The sequence below is a fragment of the Bradyrhizobium sp. USDA 4501 genome (assembly GCF_054062115.1).
This window is the reverse complement of the sequence record NZ_JBSSEX010000001.1, coordinates 3468885-3489405: the sequence shown is the minus strand read 5'-3', so window position 1 is coordinate 3489405 and position 20521 is coordinate 3468885. Positions and strand designations below refer to the sequence as shown.

Here is a 20521-nt window from a genome sequence, read left to right as displayed (position 1 = left end):
CCGGCGATGGCACAAGCCCCAGCAATGGCTCACGGCACCCCGACCGCATCAGGTCACGGGCAGGCGAAACCCGGCGAAATCGCCATCGGCGTCATCATCGGACGCACGTCGGAATTCTTCGATTTCTTCGTCTATGCGATCGCCTCGGTCATCGTGTTCCCGAAGCTGGTGTTCCCGTTCGTCAATGAACTGACCGGCACGCTCTATTCATTCGGCATCTTCGCGCTGGCCTTCGCCGCGCGGCCACTCGGCACCGTCATCTTCATGGCGGTCGACCGCCGCCACGGCAAGGGCGCCAAGCTCGTCATCGCGCTGTTCCTGCTCGGCACCGCCACGGTGGCGCTCGCGTTTCTGCCCGGCTACGACACGATCGGCGTCGCGGCGATCTGGCTGTTGGCCGCCGCGCGCGTGCTGCAGGGTATCGCCTGGGGCGGCGCCTGGGACGGCCTTGCCTCGCTGCTGGCGATGAATTCGCCGGCGCATCGCCGCGGCTGGTACGCGATGGTGCCGCAGCTCGGCGCGCCGCTCGGGCTGATCGTGGCCAGCGCGCTGTTCGCCTTCTTCGCCGGCAACCTCTCGGCGGATGATTTCTTCGACTGGGGCTGGCGCTATCCGTTCTTCGTCGCGTTCGCGATCAACGTGGTGGCGCTGTTCGCGCGGCTGCGCATGGTGGCGACGGATGAATATTCCGAGCTGTTCGAAAGCCGCGATCTCGAGCCGGCGCGGGTCGGCGAGACCATCGCGCAGGAGGGCCGCAACATCCTGCTCGGCGCCTTTGCGCCGCTGGCGAGCTTTGCGCTGTTCCACATGGTCACGGTGTTTCCGCTGTCCTGGGTGTTCCTGTTCACCAAGGAAAGCCCGGTGCGCTTCCTGATCATCGAGATGATCGGCGCCATGGTCGGCGTCGTCGCGATCGTCGCCTCCGGCATGATCGCCGACCGCGTCGGGCGCAAGCCGCTGCTGCTCGGGTCTGCGGTCGCGATCGCGGTCTATAGCGGCTTTGCCCCGCAGCTGCTCGATGCCGGCGCGTTTGGCGAAACGGTGTACATGGTGCTCGGCTTCGTGCTGCTCGGCCTGTCGTTCGGCCAGTCGTCGGGCGCGATCGCCTCGAGCTTCGCGCGCAACTATCGCTACACGGCCTCGGCACTGACCTCGGATTTAGCCTGGCTGTTCGGTGCCGGCTTTGCGCCGCTCGCGGCGCTGCTGCTGGCGACGCATTTCGGCTTGATCTCGGCCGGTGCGTACCTGTTGTCGGGCGCGGTGTGGACGCTGCTGGCGCTGTGGCTGAGCGGATTGCGCGAAGCCGAGGGTTGAACTCTTCTCCTTCCCCCTGAAAGGGGGAAGGTTGGGATCAGCCATAGGCTCCGCTGCAAGCGGAGAGAGCAGATCCCCACCCGCTTTGCTCTGGCGAGCAAAGCGACCTCCCCTTTTCAAGGGGAGGTGGGCTAGCGGAACAATCCGTCGACGCGGAACGAGTACCCCAGGCCGACGATGTAGTTCGGCGAGTTGCGGCTGAGTCCGAACGCGATATGGAAGTCGATCTGCTGGGTCGGCGTGATCTGGTACAGGCCGCCGGAGTTGATGAGCTGGGTCGGCCGCGCACCGTCGGGATAGTCGCCGACATATTCGGTGAACACACTGATCCGCTCGGTCAGCTTCTTCTCGATCACGAAGGTCGCTTCCGACATGTGCCGGCCGGTCAGCTCGGCAGGGCGGAAGAATTCCGTGAACATGCCGCTGACGCCCCAGCCGTCATGCAACTCCCATGACCACGGCAACTGGATGTAGGGCTGCGCGCCGCGACCGGCGATTTCGGCAGCGCCCGTCGGCAGCGCGACGCCGGCCGTGATCGAGAGGTCGATCTTCCCCGGCAGCGGACTGATCTGCCATTTGATGGCAGGCGCGACGTCGGAAAAGCCCGACGCGCCGGGCGATTTCACGGTGCCGACATAGCTCGGTAGGTCGATCAGCACCTCGAGGCAGGGCGCAATCCCGAGCCGCCAGCGGCTGTTGCTGCCGTCGATGCTGCGGCCACTGCTCCGGCCGGTCAGGTTGATGCCGTTCTCGTTCTGCAGGCTCCCGACCGGCACGACGATACTCGAATTGGTGACGTCGGGCCGGTCGGTCGCGATTTCGTCGCCCGGCTTGGGACAGCCGTCCGCGCGCGCGGCGGTGGCTGCTGCGAGTGTGAGCGCAGCAAGCACGCACCCGAGTTCGGCAAGTCGAGCGACGGCGCCGAACCGATTCTGAAACACTGGGGATGCTCCAATAGCCCGGCGCCGCTGCGGAGGTGGCAGCTTTCGATAGAGATCGGCGGGGCGCGGGGAAATTCCCGGTTGGCTCAAAAATCTTCGTCAGTCGCCGGTCGCGCGAGCGCGCGGCATTCCAGGGAATAGAATCGCGGCATGCCTGCTCCTGTTGTGGTGGCAAACAGGAGAGCCCCGGGAATGAGCATTCGTTCGATCGCAGGCGTGCTGGCGCCGCGGCAAGCCAAAATTGCCGCGATGGCGGCCATCGCAATTCTGCTCGCCCTGAACAGCGCCCGTGCCGCGGGAGATGCGGCGCGCGGCGCCACGCTGTACCAAGGCTGCGGCGATTGCCACTCGATCGACAAGAACGACGTCGGCCCGATGCACAAGGGTGTCGTCGGCCGCCTAGCCGGCTCCGTCGCAGGCTACGACTACTCGCCGGCGCTGAAGAACTCGAAGATCGTGTGGACCGAGGAGAATCTCGACAAATGGCTCACCGGTCCGGACACGATGGTTCCGGGCACCAAGATGTTCTACGAGGTTCAGGACCCGAAGGATCGCGCCGACATCATTGCCTTCCTCAAGGAGAAGGCGAAGTAGAATGTAGCCTGTCGTCCCGGCGAAGGCCGGGACCCATAACCACAGGGTTGTGTTGTTCGAGCGCGCTGTGGCCCGAGCTTCTTCCAATAATGAACGACGGTGGTTATGGGTCCCGGCCTTCGCCGGGACGACAGCGGTGGTGAGGCGCGAGCACGACGCCTCGCGGCCTCAATCCACCACGATCTTGACGCGGTCGCGCGGCTTGACCTGGGCATGGGCGTCGAGGCCGTTGAGCACGCGGAAGCGCTCGGCCGGGTGATCGACGCCGGACATGCGGTGCGACAGCGATTCCACGGTGTCGCCGGGCTGCACGTTAATGACCTTGATGCGCAGCGGGCGCGCGGCCTGGATCTCGTCGAGCGTCAGGCGGCGGAACGAATTGACGGTCTCGCGCGCGTTACGCTCGCTCTCGGTGGACTTCTGCTTGGCGGCGAAGATGAAGCGGTAGACGTCGCTGCCGAAGCGCAGCGCATAGACCTTGAACTGCCACTGGTCGCCATGGGCGGTGGCCGACGCCGCCGGAAAGCCGTTGATGTTGAGGTCCTCGGTCGATGACTTCTCGACCCCTTCCATCCAGCCCGAATTCAGGTAGTCGCCGAGCGACTGCTCGGCCGGGACCCGCACCACGTCGAAGCGCATCGCCTGGCTGCCGCCCTCGCGCACGCCGATCACCGCCTGCGCGGTGTTGTCGAGCGTGAAATTATCGGGCGCGGTGAAGGTGAAGCCGAGCTTGGGATGCAGGAAGCGGCGGCCGCGCACGAACCCTTCGCTGGGATCCTCGCCATAGACGATGTTGTCGATCGCGGCGAGATAGGTCTCGCGATCGCGCTCGTTGCTCTCGGGCGATGAGTATTGCCGTGCGGTGGTCTGCGCGTTGTTGATGCGCTCGGGCGTCGCCGGATGCGACGAGGTGAAGTCCTGCGCGCGCGGATCGAGCGCGGTCTTGCCGATCTTGAGCGCGGCATTGCGCTCCATCGCGGTCAGGAAGCGCGCCGCGCCGTAGGGATCGAAATGCGCGCGAGCGGCGATTCCGACGCCGATGCCGTCGGCCTCGAACTCCTGCTGGCGCGAGAAGCTCGCCATCGTCAGCTTGGTCTTGGCGAGCGCCAGCGCGGTGAGATCGGGATCGGTGCTCATGTCGGTGACGACGCGCGTCACCACAGCCGCCTGGCGGGCCTGGTCCTCGCGCATCGCCGCGTGCTTGGCCAGCACATGCGCCATCTCGTGGCTCAGCACCGAGGAGAGCTCGGAGGTGTCGCTGGCGAGCGCAATCAGGCCGCGCGTGACATAGAGCTGGCCGGTCGGCAGCGCGAAGGCGTTGACCGCGCCGGAATTGAGGATCGTGACCTTGTAGGCCTGGTCGGGTCGTTCGGAGGCGGCGACCAGCCGCTCGACGGTCTTGCTGATCAGGGCCTCGAGCTTCGGGTCGTCGTAGGCGCCGCCATAGGACGACAGGATGCGCTCATGTTCGCGTTCGCTCGTGGGCGTCTGCTGTACCACGCGGTTCGGCTTTACCGGCGCCGCTGCTGCCGTGGGCGCGGCCTGCTCGAACCGGCCGACATTGCCGCAGGCCGACAGCGTCAGGGCGGCGCAGACGAGCGCCGGCGCAGCCAAAAGGCGGCGGCCAGTCCCCTCTTCACGCCGTCCTGCGCGCTCAATCACGTCAAAAACTCACAAATTGTCCCGTAAAAAGACCGGGGCATGGCCCCTGGGTCTCTTGAGTCCCTTGGGCCTCTAGTTCCCGCCGAGCACTTCAAGCTGCCCCACCCGGAGCAGTTCGATTCGCGGCCCACGTCGTGCTTCCACCCAGCCTCGTACACGAATCTTACGATTTTCCAGAGACTTGGGCGCAAGCCCGGCCGCCTCGAACGCAGGGACTATGCGCCTTGAAATAGTCGCAGCAAAGTCCTGAGTCCAGTTTCGACCGAAATTCAGGTAGGTCGTCGCGCCCGCCTGACGCACGGACAAAACCCTGCCCTCGACCACTGTAAAACGCCCGATCCCGGTCAAAATATCGGCGGAACTTTCGGCGTTTTTTATGACGGTGGCCTCGGCCCAGGTTCCCGATCGGGCGGCCCTGGCCTCGGCCTCGGCCGCCATCAGCGCCGCCGCACAGTCCTTGTCGGCGACCTCGGATGACGCCACAGCGAGGCCCTGGCGCAGCAACTCGCTCTGCACGGGCTTCTCACTGCCTTCGAGGAATGCGTAGGCCGGCTGCCGGCCATAGCGGTCCGGCGTGTCGTCCTGTCCGCGCAGCGTCACCTCGCGGCCGACCAGCAGCGCCGTCAGTGCAGCGATGGTCTTCGCCTTGTCGGCCACCTCGATACCGGCGAGCTTGACCTCACGGGCGTCGTCGAGCCGCAGGCTGCGCGCATCGACGATGGCGGCGACGCGACCCTCGCCCTGAATCTCGAAATTGCATCCAGCCGCTTCGGCGCGTCCGCTGCACGCGCCGGTCGCGAGGACGCATGCTGTCATCATCACCGCCCACGGACGGCGACGCCATGCTCTATCGCGTGGAGGCGTCATGCGGCACTCGTCACTCCGGCGCGCTCCGCTCGGAGCGTGGTCGCCAACAAGGACAGTCTGATGGAAAGATCGCTTCAGAGCCACCACAAGCGAAGCGAAATCGCATCGAGGGATGCCATCGTTGATTCGGTGGTCAATTTTTCTGCGGCGCTTCTCATCGCGTGCACAGGCGAAATTGGTGTTTCACATCAATGCGTGCCTGTCGCGGGACGAACTCGTCTTCAGCACCCCTCGTCGTGACGAAAATTGCCGTCCGATCGTGCGTCGAGCGGCCCTCGCACGCGTCAACCTTACCCATTCATGATTGCAACTCCGTGCGCGGAATGAGAATTCGTTATTGTTGCCAATGACTTGCGGCGCAAGGTAACTATTCGGCAATTTTTTGAAAGGCGACCGATTGCGGTCGCTCACGCATATTGCCGAGGTCCTTGTGTCGAATCCCGTTGTTCTGACGCTGACGACCAGCGATCCGCTGCACGATTATCTCCAGCTCTACAACGCGATCTCGGCGATCAGCGTCGGCGGTGGTCTGGCTGCGGCCAACACCGATTACGTCATCAACTTCTCGCTCTCGTCCGGCGCGCGCACGCTGCAATTGCTGGACGATCTGCCGGCCATCAATCTGATGAACGGCTCAACGCTGACCTTCGACGGCAACTCCGACTACAACAATCAACTCGGCGGACAGGACTATAGCGACATCATCGATGCGCGCGGCTATCAAGGCTTCGTCGTCACATCAGGCACGGTGACGTTCAAGAACCTCACGATCGTCAACGCGGTTGCGAGCGGCGGCAATGGCGGGGTCGGCGGTGGCGGCGGCGGCGCGGGCCTCGGCGGCGGCCTGTTCGTCGGACAGAACGCCAACGTCACGCTGAACGACGTCAATTTCGGCAGCAACACGGCCAAGGGCGGCGATGGCGGCGTGGTCGATCCGGCCGGCGGCGGCGGCGGTGGCGGCGGCATCGGTGCCGATGGCGGCAGCGGCAATGGCGGCGGTGGTGGTGGCGGCGGCTTCGGCGGCCAAGACTATTACGGCTATCACGGCAATGGCGGCAGCGGTTACAGCGAGGCGGGCTCCGACAGCCAGCATCCCTCGACCGGGGCGCAGACCGCGGGCGGCACACCGGCGACGATCGAAGGTGCGGCGGGCGGCGGACAGGGCGCCGACAATTACGGCGGCTCAGGCTACGGAGCACATGCCGGCGGTGGCGCGAGTGGCGGCGGTGGTGGCGGCGGTGTCGGTGGCGGCGGCGGCGGCATCGGCGGCGCCAACTCGGTGGGCGGCGGCCCCTCGGGCACCCTGATCGGCTTCGGCGGCGCCGGCGGCATGGGCGGCGGTGGCGGCGGCTCCGGCAACGGCAGCGGATACGCGCATACCGGCGGCAATGGCGGTTTCGGCGGCGGAGGCGGCGGTTCGAACGGCACGCCCGGCACCGGCGGATTCGGCGCCGGCAGCGGCTCGCTCGCCGGCGGCGGTGGCGGCGGCCTTGGCGCCGGCGGCGACATCTTCGTTCAACAAGGCGGCACGCTGACGGTCATCGGCGGCACCTTGATGGATGCGACCGAGACCGGCGGCACCGGCGCCAATGGTGCGGGTAACGGCTCCGCCTATGGCGACATCTTCATCCAGGGCACGATGATCGTCACGCCGACGCACGCCATCTCCTCCCCCTTCGCGGGCGGGCCGACGATATCGACGACGCTCACGATAGCTGACACGATCGCCGACGAACGTGGCATCAGCGGCAGCGGCACGACCGGCAAGCTGGTCGTCTCCGGCGGCGGTACGCTGACGTTGACGGGTGCGAGCACCTATGTCGGCGGCACGCAGATCGATGCCGGCAACACTCTCTCGATCACGGCCGACAACAACATTGGCGGTTCGGCCGGTGCGCTGATCCTCAACGGCGGCACGCTGACCACGACCGGCGGCTACACCTTCACCCACAACATCCAGGTCACCGCCGCTGGCGGCACCTTCGACATCTCGTCCGGCACGATTGCCGACACCGGCGCGATCAGCGGCTCCGGTACGTTCACGCTGTCGGGCGCCGGCACGTTGCAGCTCGGGCTCGGTCAGCTCGCGGGGTTGACCGGGACGCTCAACCTGAGCAGCGCGCATCTTTCGCTGACGACGGGCGGCACGTTCGACGACTCAATTTCGGTCGGCGGCAGCTCGCTCCTGAAGATCGCGAACGGCGCAACCGTCACCGATACCGCCCTGATCAGTGGCGGCGGCAATCTCGGCATCGACGGCGGCGGCACCTTCGTGCTCGGCCATGCCAACACTTATGGCAGCACGACGATCTATTCCGGCACAGTGTGGCTTGCGACGGCCGGCGCAGCCGGCACCGGCAACATCTCCTTCACGACCGGCCTTCCCGGCACGCTGAAGATCGACGACGCCGCGCTGACCGGCAACGCGCTCACCAACAGCATCTCCAACTTCAATCCCGGCCAGTCCATCGACCTGACCGGGCTGCACTACAACACCCAGAATACCTCGCTCAACACGGTCAGTCTTTCCGGCAACACGCTCTCGATCTCGAACGGCACAGTGACGGATACGCTGACGGTGAACGGGCTCGACGGCGGCGCCCGCTTCCAGCTTTCGCAGGATGCGAATGGCGGCACGGTCGTGCAGCTTGTGTCGACCCGCGTCTTCAATGTCTCAAACGTCACCGAGCTCAATGCGGCCATCCTGCAGATGGATTCCGGCGGCCAGAACGCCGCGCCGAATGCCAACTACACCATCAACATCACCGCCAGCTTCAGCCTCTCGTCGGAGCTGTACGCGCTCAATCTCTTGAGCGGATCGAGCGTCACCATCAACGGCAGCGACGGCCACGGCGGCACGCACACGATCGACGGCCTCAACGCCCAGCGTGGCTTCTTCGTCTATGCGGGCAACGTCAATCTCGAGAACCTGACCATCCAGAACACGGTGGCGGCCGGCGGCGGCATCATCCAGGGCGGCGGCGGCGGTGGCGCCGGGCTCGGCGGCGCCCTGTTCGTCTCGGCGAACGGCAGCGCCACGATCGACAATGTCGTATTTCACAACAGTGTCGCGATCGGCGGCAATGGCGGAACCGGCAGTACCGCGAGCAACGCCAACATCGACGGCTTCGGCGGTGGTGGCGGCATGGGGGGCCAAGGCGGAAACAGCAGCGGTGGCGGCATCGGCCTTCACGCACAGGGTGCGAACTCTGCCGCATTTCAGAACGGGGCCGCTGGCATCGTTCCCGGCGCCGCGGGGGGCGGCAAAGGCGTCGACGGCTACCTGATCCCGTTCGGAGGCGGGACCATGCTTTACTGGTATGGCGGAACGGGCGGCGCCAATGGCGGCGGCGGCGGCGCGGGTGGCTTCTTCGGCAACAACAACCGCGCGCACGGTACCGGCGGTGGCGTCGGCGGCGGCAACGCAATCGACGGCGGCAATGGTGGCTACGGCGGTGGCGGCGGGGCGTTCGGCAATGGTGGCTTCGGTGGTGGCGGCGGCTATGGCGGCGGTGGCGGCTTCGGCGGCGGTGGCGGCGTCAGCGGGCTCGGCGGCTTCGGCGGCGGTGATGGCACGGCGGGTGGGGGTGGCGGCCTCGGCGCTGGTGGCACCATCTTCGTTCAGCAAGGCGGCTCGCTGACCGTCAAGGGCGGCTCGCTGTCGAACGATTCCGGCTTCAGCGCCGTCAAGGGCGGCACCAATGGCATCGGCCAGGCCAGCGGCTCGGGTTTCGGCTCCGGCATCTTCATCCAGGGCAACAACAATCTCAGCTTCACGCCGGCCAGCGGCCAGACGCTGACGGTTGCCAACGACATCGCGGACCAGAGCGGCAATGGCGGCACCGGTGCCAATGCGGGCATTGGGGGCCTCGCCATCAGCGGCGGCGGCACCGTCATCCTCGGCGGCAACAACACCTACACCGGCAATACCACGGTCAGCGGCGCCGGCACCCGGGTGTCGATCTCCGCCAACGTGAATCTCGGCGCGGTGACCAATGTGCTGAAGCTTGGCGACGGCACCGGTATCAGCTTCACCGACGGCTTCACGCAGACCCGCAACATCACCGTCGCGGGCGATCCGGTCTTCAACGTCGCCGCCGGCGAGACCGTCACCCAGAGCGGCGTCATTTCCGATGGCACGACGCCTGGTGATGTCGAGGTGACCGGCGGCGGCCGGTTGGTGCTGTCCGCGCACAACACCTATTCGGGCGGCACCGTCATCAAGGGCTCCATCCTGGAGCTGGCGGCGAACGGCGCGGCAGGGACCGGCGCGATCGCCTTCACCGACGGCAGTACCGAAAAACTCGTGCTCGATGCCGCGGCATTCTCCGGCGCCTCCTTCAGCACGTCGATCACCGGCTTTGCCGGCGGCGACACCATCGACTTCGGCAACATCGCCTATGATGCCACGACGACGCTGTCCTATGCGAACGGCGTGTTGCTGGTGAAAAGCGGCAGCGGCACGACGCTCGCATCACTGAAACTGAGTTTTGGCGCTGGCGCCTCGGCCGGCTCGTTGATGCTGGCGTCCGACGGCTCGGCCTCTCCGCATCTCGAGATCCGGTCACAGGCGAGCATCGCCTCGGTCACTTCTGACACCACCGATCATCTCACGATCCTGAACGCCGGCAAGGTAGTGACCATCACCGTCAACTTCAGCAACACGGTGAACGTGACCGGCGCGCCGGAGTTGCTGCTCAACGACGGCAAGGCCGCGACCTATCTGAGCGGCAGCGGCTCGCAGGCGCTGGTGTTCAGCTACACGGTGCAGGACGGCGACAGCACGTCCGATCTTCAGGTGCAGAGCCTCTCGCTCAACGGCGGCACGATCAGGGATCCCGGCGGCCAGGACGCCGACGTGACCCATGCGGCGACCGACCTGCATCTCGTGATCGACGCGATCGCGCCGACCGTGTCGGTTGCGGCGAGCTCGACCGCGCTGCTGGCCGGGCAGACCTCGACCGTCACCTTCACCTTCTCCGAGGCGGTTACCGGCTTCGCGTTGACGGACACGACGGTGAGCGGCGGCGCGCTGAGCAATCTCGTGCATGTCGGCGTCAACGCCGCGCACCAGGACATCTACACGGCAACCTTCACACCCGACGTGACCAACGCCGAGGCGGGCTCGGTGCAGGTCAACGCGTCAAGCTATACCGACAGCGCCGGAAACGCCGGCGCGGCAAGCAGCGCGATCAGCTTCACCGGTGATACCAAGGCGCCGACGGTGGCGGTTGCAGCCGATCACACCACGCTGGTTGCCGGCGATAGCGCGGTTGTCACGTTCACCTTCTCCGAGGCCGTCAGCGGCTTTGGATTGGATGATGTCACGGTCCAGGGCGGTTCGCTGGGCAACCTCACCCATGTCGGCATCGATGGCGCCGGCCACGACGTCTACACCGCGACCTTCACGCCGGATGTGACCAACACCGAGGCAGGTTCGGTGCAGGTCAATGCATCGAGCTATAGCGATACGGCCGGCAATTCCGGCTCGTCGAGCAACACGATCAGCTTCAGCGGCGACACCAAGGCGCCGACTGTATCGGTCTCGGCTGACCATGGTACGCTGCTCGCCGGTCAGACCGCGGTCGTGACCTTCACCTTCTCCGAGGCCGTCGCGGGCTTCGCGCTCGGCGACATCAGCGTCAGCGGCGGCGCGTTGGGCAGCCTTGTCCATGTCGGCGTCAACGGCGCCGGCCAGGACATCTACACCGCGACCTTCACGCCCGACGTCACCAACGCCGAGGCTGGCTCGGTGCAGGTCAATGCATCGAGCTATAGCGATACGGCCGGCAACGCCGGCGCTGCCAGCAACGCCATCAACTTCACCGGTGACACGCTGGCGCCGACGGTCTCCGTCACGCTCAATCCCGACACGGTGCTGGCCGGCGACCTCTCGGTCGCGACTTTCACCTTTTCGGAGGCCGTGTCGGGCTTCGCCCTTGGCGACATCACCGTCCATGGCGGCGCGCTGAGCAATCTCGTGCATGTCGGGCTCAATGGGGCTGGGCAGGACGTCTACACCGCGACCTTCACGCCCGATGTCAGCGACACCGAGACCGGCTCGGTGAAGGTGAATGCGTCCGGTTACGGCGATGTGGCCGGCAATGCCGGCGCGGCAAGCAACACCGCGACGATCGGCGGCGATACGCTGGCGCCGACGGTGTCGATCGCGGCTGACCGTCACGCGCTGCTGGCGGGCCAGACCGCGCTGGTGACGTTCACTTTTTCCGAACAAATCGCGAGCTTCGCGCTCGGTGACGTCACGGTGCATGGCGGGGCGTTGGGCAATCTGCTCCATGTCGGCGTCAACGCATCGGGCCAGGACGTCTACACGGCAATTTTCACGCCGGACGAAAGCAACACTGAAGCGGGCTCGGTGCAAGTCACCGCCGCGAGCTATACGGATGTTGCCGGCAATACCGGTGCGGCGAGCGGCACCATCAGCTTCACTGGCGATACCAGAGCGCCGACGGTGTCGGTTGCCGCGAGCCCGAGCGCGGTGCTTTCGGGCCAGACTTCGGTTGTCACCTTCACCTTCTCCGAGCAGGTCGCGGGCTTTGCGCTCAGCGATACCGTCGTCGCCGGCGGCACGGTGACCAACCTGGTCCATGTCGGGCTCAACGTGTCGGGGCAGGACGTCTACACCGCGATCTTCACGCCCGATATCAACGACGTCGTGGCGGGTTCGATCCGGGTCACGGCCGCAAGCTATGCCGACGTATCAGGCAATGCCGGCGCGGCGAGCAATACCGCGACGATCGGTGGCGACACGCATCCGCCGACGGTATCGGTGGCGGCCGATCACACCCTGCTGCACGCCGGCGACGCCGCGCTGATGACGTTCACCTTCTCCGAGGCGGTCGCAGGTTTCGGACTCGGCGACGTCACCGTCCATGGCGGACTGCTGGGCAGCCTCGTCCATGTCGGCATCAATGGCGCGGGCCACGATATCTACACCGCGACCTTCACCGCCGATGTCACCGACCATCTGTCGGCCGATCTTTCGGTTGCAGGGGCGAGCTACACCGACATCGCCGGCAACGCCGGCGGAGCGAGCAACGCGGTCAGCTTCACCGGCGACACCAAGGCGCCATCGGCGCCGACGCTGGCGCTGCACCGCGACACCGGCGTCTCCAGCGCCGACCACATCACCAGCAATCCGCTGATCGACTACACCAAGTTCGATGCGGCCGACACGCTGCGCTACAAGGCCGACGGCGCCTCGGGCTTCTCCACGGCGGCGCCGGTCTTTACGGCTGATGGTATGCACTCCGTCACGGTGCAGGAGGTCGACGCCGCCGGCAATGTCAGCGCGTCGTCGAGCCTGACGTTCACCCTCGACACCACGGCGCCCCATCTCGCCGGGATCACGGCGACGCCCTCCGGCGGCGTCGCGGCGCCGGGTTCGCTGGTGCAACTGACGGTCGGCTTCAACGAGGCGGTGCATGTCAATGGCGGCACGCCGAGCCTGACGCTGAACGATGGCGGCACCGCAATCTACGACGCCGCGGCGACGGCGCTGCTCGGCGATTCCTCGAAGCTGGTATTCGATCACATCGTGTCATCGACGGATCGTGCCGGATCGCTGGCGGTGACCGGCTTCGCCGCCGATGGCGCCGATGTCGTCGACCTGGCCGGCAATGCGGCCTCGCTTTCGGCGGTGTCCGCCGTCTTCGACGCCCTGCATATCAACGAGACCATCGTGCCGGCCTACACACTCGGGGCTATTACCCGGCCGGAATTGCATCTGGATCTGGGCGGTCGCATCATCATGGATGCAACGGCATCGGCATTCGCCGGACATTATGGCATGCAGTACCTGTTCCTCGGCCTGCCGGCGGGAACGCCCCATCAGACCGTTCCCGACTTTCATCTCTGATCGCAGCGCCGCCGGAAGCTCCGGCGCGGCGCTTCATTCCGCTTAGTGGAAAACAGATTGCTGCCGCTGCGGCTTGCTGCAGTGCAGGCCATGCGGCATGATCCGGCCCTCGAAACGGACCTGATGGAACGAGGTCCGCGCTGCAAGGGAGGATTGGAATGAGACGAGTTTTGGCCGGCGTGTTGGCCTGTGCGTTTGCGATCTCGGCGAATGCGTCGCTGGCGCAGGACAAGCCTCCGCTGAAGCTCGGCGGCATCCTCGATATGTCGAGCCTCTATGCCGACATCACCGGTTCGGGCAGCGAAACCGCTGCCAAGATGGCGGTGGAGGATTTCGGCGGCGAGGTGCTCGGCCGCAAGGTCGAGATCGTGGTCGGCGACCATCTCAACAAGGCTGACCTCTCCGCCAACATCGCCCGCGACATGATCGATAACCAGGGCGTCGAGATGATCTTCGACGTCGCGGCCTCCGCGACCGCGCTCGCCGCTGCCGAAATCGCCAAGGCGCGCAACAAGATCATCATGTTCAACGGTCCGGGTTCGATCCGCCTCTCCAACGAGGCCTGCGGCCCCTATACCGTGCACTACGTGTTCGACACCTTCGCGCAGGCCAATGTGACCGGCCTTGCCGCGGTGAAATCCGGTCTCGATACCTGGTTCTTCCTTACCGCGGACTACGCGTTCGGTCAGGACCTGGAAAAGGACACCAGCAACGTCGTGGTGAAGTCGGGCGGCAAGGTGCTCGGCAGCGTGCGGCATCCGATCAACACCTCGGATTTCTCGTCCTTCCTGCTGCAGGCGCAGGCGTCGAAGGCCAAGGTGATCGGCCTTGCCAATGCCGGCGGCGACACCATCAACGCGATCAAGCAGGCAGCCGAATTCGGCCTCACCAAGAGCGGCCAGAAACTGTCGCCGCTATTGGCCTTCGTCACCGACATCGACAGCGTCGGGCTCGATACCGCGCAGGGCCTGTTGCTGGCGGAAGCCTTCTACTGGGATCTCAACGACGACAGCCGCGCCTTCACGAAGCGCTTCATGGAGCGCACCAAGCGGGTGCCGACCTCGGCACAGGCCGGGGTCTATTCCTCGGTGACGCACTATCTCAAGGCGGTGAAGGCCGCCGGCACCACCGATGCGGCCGCCGTCATGAAGGTGATGAAGGAGAGCCCGATCAACGACATGTTCACCAAGAACGGCAAGATCCGCGAGGACGGCCGTATGGTGCACGACATGTATTTGTTCGAGGTCAAGAAGCCGTCGGAATCGAAGGGCCGCTGGGACGACTACAAGCTGGTGGCGACCGTGCCGGGCGACCAGGCCTTCCAGCCGCTGTCGGAGTCGCGCTGCCCGCTGGTGAAGAAGTGACGAAGTGACGAAGTCACGCAGTCATCCCGGGGCGTGCGAAGCACGAACCCGGGATCAAAATAACAACGAAAGGCAAAACGCCATGAGCGATAATCAGATGGTCCTCCAATCCCTCGACAAGGGCCTGCTCACCATCACCATGAACCGCCCCGATCGGCGCAACGCGCTCAATCCCGACATGACGCGCGGCCTCGTCGAGGCGGCGCGGCGGGCGCAGGACGATACCGAGGTGCGCGCCGTGCTGATCCGGGGCGCCGGCGGCACCTTCTGCGTCGGCGGCGACGTCAAGTCGATGGCGGAAGGCCGCGCCCCGCTGCCGTTCGAGGCCAAGATGGCCAACCTGCGCCGCGGCATGGAGGTCTCGCGCATCCTGCACCAGATGCCGAAGCCGGTGGTGGCGCAGCTCGACGGCGCCGCGGCCGGCGCCGGGCTTTCGATCGCGCTGTCCTGCGATCTCCGCGTTGCCGGCGCCTCCTGCAAGATCACCACCGCCTTCGCCAAGGTCGGCTTCTCCGGCGACTACGGCGGCACCTACTTCCTGACCAAGATGCTCGGCAGCGCGAAAGCGCGCGAGCTCTACATGATGTCGCCGGTGCTGTCGGCGCAGGAAGCATACAATCTCGGCATGGTCTCCAAGGTGGTGCCTGATGCCGACGTCGAGGCCGAGACGTTGGAGCTGGCGCGGTCGCTGGCGCAGGGCCCGTCAGTGGCGCTCGGCTACATCAAGCGCAACATCAACAATGCCGAGACCATGACCCTCGAAGCCTGCTTCGACGGCGAGGCGATCCACCACACGCGTGCCGGCGAGACCACGGACCACAAGGAAGCGGCAAAAGCCTTCGTCGAGAAGCGCAAGCCCACCTTCCAGGGGCAGTAGACCATGGCCGAGTACATGCGGCTGCGGCAGATCTGCCTGGTGGCGCCGCAGCTTGCGCCCGTGATCGCGGACATCTCCGCGATCATGGGCCTCGACGTCTGCTATCGCGACGGCAACGTCGCGAAATACGGCCTCGAGAATGCGCTGCTGCCGGTCGATACCATCCTGCTCGAAGTCGTCGCGCCGTTCCAGCCGGGGCCGGGGACGGCGGCCGGCCGCTTCATCGAGAAGACCGGCGGCCGCGGCGGCTATATGGCGATCTTCGTTTGTGAGGATCCCGACGCGCGTGGCGCCAAGGCCAACGCGATGGGCGTGCGCACCGCCAACGTGATCACGCACGCGCCATATCACGGCGTGCAGCTGCATCCGCGCGACTGCCGAGCCGCCTTCATCGAGTTCAACCACACCGACGGCAGCGACGACGTGCTGGGACCGTACCCGCCGGCCGGCCCCGACTGGCAGAAGTCGATCCGCAAGGACACGACTTTGGCGCTGACCACGGTCGAGATGCAGAGCCCCGAGCCTGAGGCGTTGGCGACGCATTGGGGCAGGATCATCGGCATTCCCGCCGATGGTGCCGTGGTGAAGCTGCCGAACAGCACCTTCCGCTTCGTCAAGGGCGACAGCGAGATCATGAGCGGCTTGACGTTCAAGGTCGCCGACAAGGCGAAGGTGCTGGAGGCGGCGAAGACGAGAGGCTGTGCGGTGAAGGGCGACGGGTTCCAGCTCTGCGGCGTGACGTTCAAGCTGACGGCGTGATTTCGTAGCCCGTATGCAGCGAAGGGAAATCCGGGGCCGCCGCGTTCTTCGCGGATAGACCGGCCCCCGGATTGCGCTGCGCTGTATCCGGGCTACGCATCTTTCTCCCGTCATCCTGAGGAGCCGCGAAGCGGCGTCTCGAAGGGTGCACGGCCCGGCTAGTGGCCGTGCACCCTTCGAGGCTCTCTTCGCTCGCACCTCAGGGTGACGGTGAACGATTGGTGCTTGCGGGGAGAGCGGTTGAGCCGGCGGCGGTGATCCAATATCGTCAAGAGCAACAACAACAATTGGGAACACGCCCCCATGCCGCATCCGCTCGATACCTTCTTCGCACCAAAGAGCATCGCGCTGATCGGCGCCTCGCGCGATCATGAGAAGATTCCCGGGCGGCTGCTCGCGATGCTGCGCAAGAACGGCTATCCCGGCGCGCTCTATCCGATCAATCCGAACTATGACGAGATCGACGGGCTGAAATGCTTCAAGTCGGTCGCCGAGATCGGCGCGCCGATCGATCTTGCCGTTATCGTCATTCCCGCCCGTGCAGTGCTGCCGGCGCTGGAGCAATGCGCGGCGGCCGGTGTGAAGAACGCGGTCATCATCTCGTCCGGCTTTGCCGAGGAAGGTGGCGACAGCGCTGACATGCAGGATGCGATCGTCGCGCTGGCGAAGCGGACCGGGATGCGGATCAGTGGCCCTAACGCCGAAGGGTTTTACAGCCAGGCGCAGAAGGTCGCCGCGACCTTCAGCCCGACCGTCGACGTCAAGCCGGATGCGCCCGATCTGGTCGCCAGCAAGCGGCGGATCGGCATCGTCGCGCAGAGCGGCGGCATCGGCTTTGCGATCTATCATCGCGCCAAGGCGCTCGGCGTCGCGCTGAGCTATGTCGTCAGCGCCGGCAATGAGAGCGATCTCGGCGCCGGCGAGTTCCTCGACTACATGGTGCAGGATGCCTCGACCGACGTGATCCTGCTGTTCATCGAGGGTATCCGCGACGTCGACAAGTTTTTGGCGGCGGCGAAGCGCGCCGCAGAGCTCAAAAAGCCCGTCATCGTAACTAAAGTGGGCCGCTCCGGCGCTGGCGAGCGCGCGGCGGCCTCGCACACCGCGAGCATGGCCGGCTGGTCGGCGGCCTATGACGCGGTGTTCGCGAAATACGGCTTCATCGTCTCCAACGACCTCGACGAGGCCGTGACCATTGCCGCGGTTCTGACCACCAATCCGCTGCCGAAGGGCGATCGCGTCGCGGTGCTGACGGTGTCCGGCGGCGCCGGCATTTGGGGCGCCGATACCGTCTCGATGCAGGGCCTGCGCGTGCCGGAGCTTTCAGCCGCGATCCAGAGCCAGATCAAGCAATGGATGCCGTCCTACGGCGCGGCGGGCAATCCGGTCGACGTGACCGCGCAGGGCGTGTCATCCGGCGGACTGCAGAAGAGCATCGAGCTGTTCGACACGTCTGATGAAGTGGACGCGACGCTGGTGGTGCTGTCGCTGTCGAGCGAGACGCGGATGCCGTTCAAGGAAGCCGAGCTGAAGCCGGTGATCGCGGCGCAGAACAAGCCGGTGGTGTTCTATTCCTACACGCTGCCGTCGCAATTCGCGCGGCAGGAGCTGGCGAAGTCGGGCGTGGTGGTGCTCTCGGGACTGACCCATGTCGGCGTCGCAATGCGGCGGCTGGCGGACTATGCCGGCTTCAAGCCCGCGCCGGAGATCTCGGCATCAGCGTCGCCGGCGCACGATCTCTCCATGCATCTCACGTCGAAGACGTTGTCGGAATATGACAGCAAATCGCTGCTGCGCGCGGCCGGCATTGCGCTGCCGGATGAGGTGCTGGTGACCGACCGCGACGGGCTCAACGCTGCGATCGAGCGCGCCGGATTTCCACTGGTCATGAAGATCCAGTCGCCCGCGATCGCGCATAAGAGCGAGGTCGGCGGCGTCCGCGTCAACATCGCCGCCAAGGGCGCGGCATTCACGGCCTATCGCGACATGCTGGAGACGGTGCAGAAGCAGCGGCCGGGCGCTGAAATCCAGGGCGTGCTGGTCGGGCCGATGGCCAGGAAGGGCGTCGAGATCATCGTCGGCACCATGACGGACAAGACGTTCGGGCCGATGGTGATGGTGGGGCTCGGCGGCATCACTACCGAACTGTTCAAGGACGTGGTCTATCGCCCCGCGCCGGTGAGCCCGGCTGAAGCGAGCACGATGCTTGAGACGCTGAAGGCCGCGCCGCTGCTGCACGGCTTCCGCGGCGCGCCGAAGGCGGATGTCGCGGCACTCGCCCGATTGATCTCGCAGATTTCAGTGCTGGCGGCGCAGCACCGAGGCGAGATCGCCGAGATCGAGGTCAATCCGGTGCTGGTGCACCCCGAGGGGCAGGGCGTCACGATCGTCGATGCGCTGGTGGTACCGAGGGGGTAGCTAGATATCTCCCCGGTGTCGTCCCGGCGAAAGCCAGGCGAAAGCCGGGACCATAACCACCGAAGTGAGTTGTAAGAGAAGCCGACGCCGCTTGTGCCCCTTCCGCGGGCCGCGGCGTATGGGTCCCGGCTCCCGTGCGCAATTGCGCACTAGGTGGTGTGGACATTTATCGCATCCATAAGACGATGGCTGCGAGAGTAACGACGGCCAGGTAATTTCGGGCGGTCTTTTCGAAGCGGGTTGCGACGCGGCGGAACTGCTTGAGTTTTGAGAAGCAGCATTCGACGAGATGACGCTGGGCATAGAGGTGCTTGTCCAGCGGATATTTGAGCGCACGTGACGGGTTGTTGGGGATGACGGCGAGCGCGCCTTTGGCAGCGATCGCCTGGCGCAAGTGATCGGCGTCATAAGCCGTATCCGCCATGACGACCTGGGCAGGTAATCCCTCGATCAATTCGGCGGCTTGCGGTACGTCGCTCTTCTGACCTGCGGTGAGCTTGAACCGTACGGGACATCCCAGGCCGCGAACGGCCATATGTATCTTGGTGCTCAGGCCACCGCGCGAGCGACCGATCGCCTGATCTTCAGACCCCCTTTTTTCGCCCCAGCGGCGTGCTGGTGCGCCCGGACGATGGTGGAGTCGACGATCAGATACTCGAAGTCCGGATCACCGGACATCGCTTCGAATATGCGCCACCAGACCCCCTTGATGCTCCATCGACTGAAGCGCCGAAACACGCTGTTCCAGTCTCCAAACACCTCCGGAAGATCACGCCAGGGAGAGCCAGTGCGCACGATCCAAAGTACGCCCTCCACAAACATCCGGTTGTCCCGTCCGGTCGAACCCTTCTGGTCAGGCCGGCCGATGATCAGCGGCGCCATCCGCTCCCATGTCGCGTCGCTCAATACCAAGCGGTCCATCACACCCAAGGCGGCCTCCCCAAAAGCAGCCTTGAATCTGATTTGCGCCTAAAAGGGAATCCTTAGAGTCCACACCACCTAGGCCGGGACGACCCGTGGAGAGAGCGGCGCTTGCGGCTACCGCCCCTTGAAGTTGGCGACGCGACGCTCGGCGGTGGCCTTGACGCCTTCCTTGAAGTCTTCGGTCGCGCGCAGCTTGGTCTGCTCGGCGAGCTCATGGTTGGTTGCGGCGAGCACGCGGTCGGCGAGGCCGGCGCGCATGGTGGCGCGGGTCGAGACCAGGCCGAGCGGCGAGCATTCGGCGATCTCCTGCGCGAGCTTCATCGCTTCCGCCCGCACCTGATCCTGCGGCACCAGCACATTGGCGAGGCCCCAGCGATAGGCCTCTTCGCCGGTGACGCGGCGGCTGGTGTAGAACATCAGCTCGGCATTGTTCTTGCCGATCAGTTCCGGCAGCGTTGCGGTCAGGCCGAAGCCCGGATGGAAGCCGAGCTTGGTGAAGTTGGCCGAAAAGCGTGCCTCGGGGCAGGCGACGCGGAAGTCGGCCGAGACGGCAAGGCCGAGGCCGCCGCCGATCGCGGCGCCATGGATCGCCGCGACGATCGGCTTCTTGTTGCGGAAGATGCGCACCGCCTGAACGTAGAGATGGTTGATCGGCAGGTTGGAAGCCGGATCGCTCTTGGCGCGCTCCTCCTGCTCCTGGCGGGCCGGATCGCCGAAATTGGCACCGGCGCAGAACGCCTTGCCTTGCGCCGCCAGCACCGAGGCGCGGATCTCGATATTGTTGTCGAACTCCTCCAGCGCGTCGGCGATCTGGTTGATCAGCGCGACGTCGAAGAAGTTCAGCGGGGGTTTCCGGATTTCGATCAGGCCGACATGGCCGTGGGTTTCGACGCCGATATCAGTGTACTTGGTCATGATCTGT

General features: G+C 65.6%; 12 protein-coding genes. 7 read left to right on the top strand and 5 right to left on the bottom strand.

Translation table 11 applies throughout. The features are described from left to right. Window positions 1-24 precede the first annotated feature (24 nt). Window positions 25-1314, top strand: a complete 1290-nt coding sequence (locus ACVWZM_RS16030) for an MFS transporter (RefSeq protein ID WP_168858674.1) — start codon at window positions 25-27, stop codon at window positions 1312-1314. A 131-nt stretch (window positions 1315-1445) separates the two neighbouring features. On the opposite strand, the gene ACVWZM_RS16025 is transcribed toward ACVWZM_RS16030, so the two are convergent. Then, window positions 1446-2255: a transporter gene (locus tag ACVWZM_RS16025; protein ID WP_456853834.1), complete on the bottom strand. Its 810-nt coding sequence runs from the start codon at window positions 2253-2255 to the stop codon at window positions 1446-1448. 192 nt (window positions 2256-2447) lie between these two features. On the opposite strand from ACVWZM_RS16025, the gene ACVWZM_RS16020 reads away from it, so the two are divergent. Continuing rightward, on the top strand, window positions 2448-2849 hold the full coding sequence (locus ACVWZM_RS16020) for a c-type cytochrome (protein ID WP_057015128.1): 402 nt from the start codon (window positions 2448-2450) through the stop codon (window positions 2847-2849). A gap of 168 nt (window positions 2850-3017) precedes the next feature. Here ACVWZM_RS16020 and ACVWZM_RS16015 read toward each other — a convergent pair whose 3' ends face one another. Further along, window positions 3018-4511, bottom strand: a complete 1494-nt coding sequence (locus ACVWZM_RS16015) for a M48 family metalloprotease (protein ID WP_076824772.1) — start codon at window positions 4509-4511, stop codon at window positions 3018-3020. Window positions 4512-4583: 72 nt separating this feature from the next. Then, entirely contained in the window at window positions 4584-5330 is a 747-nt protein-coding gene (locus tag ACVWZM_RS16010) for a thermonuclease family protein (protein ID WP_253588230.1), read from the bottom strand. A 478-nt stretch (window positions 5331-5808) separates the two neighbouring features. Between ACVWZM_RS16010 and ACVWZM_RS16005 the strand changes: the two genes are divergently transcribed. The 5 genes from ACVWZM_RS16005 to ACVWZM_RS15985 all read left to right on the top strand — a co-directional run bounded on the left by ACVWZM_RS16005 (window position 5809) and on the right by ACVWZM_RS15985 (window position 18675). Next, complete coding sequence (locus ACVWZM_RS16005) at window positions 5809-13257, top strand: Ig-like domain-containing protein (RefSeq protein WP_456853832.1); 7449 nt, start codon at window positions 5809-5811, stop codon at window positions 13255-13257. A gap of 158 nt (window positions 13258-13415) precedes the next feature. Then, entirely contained in the window at window positions 13416-14621 is a 1206-nt protein-coding gene (locus tag ACVWZM_RS16000; RefSeq protein WP_057020170.1) for an ABC transporter substrate-binding protein, read from the top strand. A gap of 82 nt (window positions 14622-14703) precedes the next feature. Continuing rightward, window positions 14704-15498 carry an enoyl-CoA hydratase gene (locus ACVWZM_RS15995; protein ID WP_076832822.1) on the top strand — a complete coding sequence of 265 codons (795 nt, stop codon included), beginning with the start codon at window positions 14704-14706 and terminating at the stop codon, window positions 15496-15498. Between the two features lie 3 nt (window positions 15499-15501). Continuing rightward, window positions 15502-16257 carry a VOC family protein gene (locus ACVWZM_RS15990; protein ID WP_253588229.1) on the top strand — a complete coding sequence of 252 codons (756 nt, stop codon included), beginning with the start codon at window positions 15502-15504 and terminating at the stop codon, window positions 16255-16257. A gap of 303 nt (window positions 16258-16560) precedes the next feature. After that, window positions 16561-18675 (top strand): acetate--CoA ligase family protein, encoded by a 2115-nt coding sequence (locus tag ACVWZM_RS15985; RefSeq protein WP_253588228.1) that lies wholly within the window; start codon window positions 16561-16563, stop codon window positions 18673-18675. 166 nt (window positions 18676-18841) lie between these two features. On the opposite strand, the gene ACVWZM_RS15980 is transcribed toward ACVWZM_RS15985, so the two are convergent. Both ACVWZM_RS15980 and ACVWZM_RS15975 read right to left on the bottom strand, forming a co-directional pair. Further along, window positions 18842-19605, bottom strand: a protein-coding gene (locus ACVWZM_RS15980; protein ID WP_139481326.1) for an IS5 family transposase whose coding sequence is annotated in 2 segments (ribosomal slippage) — window positions 18842-19267 and window positions 19270-19605 — 762 coding nt in all. Because the reading frame shifts where the segments join, the coding sequence is not laid out codon by codon here. 108 nt (window positions 19606-19713) lie between these two features. After that, on the bottom strand, window positions 19714-20514 hold the full coding sequence (locus ACVWZM_RS15975; protein WP_028341859.1) for an enoyl-CoA hydratase/isomerase family protein: 801 nt from the start codon (window positions 20512-20514) through the stop codon (window positions 19714-19716). Between the last annotated feature and the right edge of the window lie 7 nt (window positions 20515-20521).